Origin of the sequence: Novosphingobium lindaniclasticum LE124 (assembly GCF_000445125.1) — a bacterium.
GTDB lineage: Bacteria > Pseudomonadota > Alphaproteobacteria > Sphingomonadales > Sphingomonadaceae > Novosphingobium > Novosphingobium lindaniclasticum.
Genome location: NZ_ATHL01000033.1, coordinates 1 through 1,173, shown reverse-complemented (window position 1 = coordinate 1,173; position 1,173 = coordinate 1). Strand labels below are relative to the sequence as shown.

Genomic DNA, 1,173 nt, shown 5'->3' with positions numbered 1-1,173 from the left:
TGCCTGGCGACGTCCTACTCTTCCAACGCTTGAGCGCAAGTACCATCGGCGCTGTCAGGTTTCACGGCCGAGTTCGAGATGGGATCGGGTGGGTCACTGACGCTATGGTCACCAGACAAATGAATGATTATACATTCAAAACTAGATAGTAAGTAAGTTTTTGCGTCGCAAAACGCTTTTTAAAAAATTGATTAAGTCTTCGATCGATTAGTATTCGTCAGCTCCACGTGTCACCACGCTTCCACCTCGAACCTATTAACCTCGTCATCTTCGAGGGATCTTATAACCGAAGTTGGGAAATCTCATCTTGAGGGGGGCTTCATGCTTAGATGCTTTCAGCACTTATCCCGTCCATACATAGCTACCCAGCTATGCCGTTGGCACGACAACTGGTACACCAGAGGTATGTCCATCCCGGTCCTCTCGTACTAAGGACAGCTCCTCTCAAATTTCCTACGCCCACGACGGATAGGGACCGAACTGTCTCACGACGTTCTGAACCCAGCTCGCGTACCGCTTTAATGGGCGAACAGCCCAACCCTTGGGACCGACTACAGCCCCAGGATGCGATGAGCCGACATCGAGGTGCCAAACCTCCCCGTCGATGTGAACTCTTGGGGGAGATAAGCCTGTTATCCCCGGGGTAGCTTTTATCCGTTGAGCGATGGCCCTTCCATGCGGAACCACCGGATCACTAAGTCCGTCTTTCGACCCTGCTCGACTTGTAGGTCTCGCAGTCAAGCTCCCTTATGCCTTTACACTCTATGAATGATTTCCAACCATTCTGAGGGAACCTTTGAGCGCCTCCGTTACCTTTTAGGAGGCGACCGCCCCAGTCAAACTGCCCGCCTGACACTGTCTCCCACCACGATAAGTGGTGCGGGTTAGAAAGCCAACACAGCTAGGGTAGTATCCCACCAACGCCTCCACGTAAGCTAGCGCTCACGTTTCAAAGGCTCCTACCTATCCTGTACAAGCTGTGCCGAATTTCAATATCAGGCTACAGTAAAGCTCCACGGGGTCTTTCCGTCCTGTCGCGGGTAACCTGCATCTTCACAGGTACTATGATTTCACCGAGTCTCTCGTTGAGACAGTGCCCAAATCGTTACGCCTTTCGTGCGGGTCGGAACTTACCCGACAAGGAATTTCGCTACCTTAGGACCGTTATAGTTA

General features: G+C 51.7%; 2 rRNA genes. Both read right to left on the bottom strand.

Going from position 1 to position 1,173, the window contains the following annotated elements:
- Position 1 precedes the first annotated feature (1 nt).
- A 5S ribosomal RNA gene (gene rrf, locus L284_RS28685) occupies positions 2 to 116 on the bottom strand.
- A gap of 71 nt (positions 117 to 187) precedes the next feature.
- Positions 188 to 1,173, bottom strand: a 23S ribosomal RNA gene (locus L284_RS28680); the annotation flags it as partial.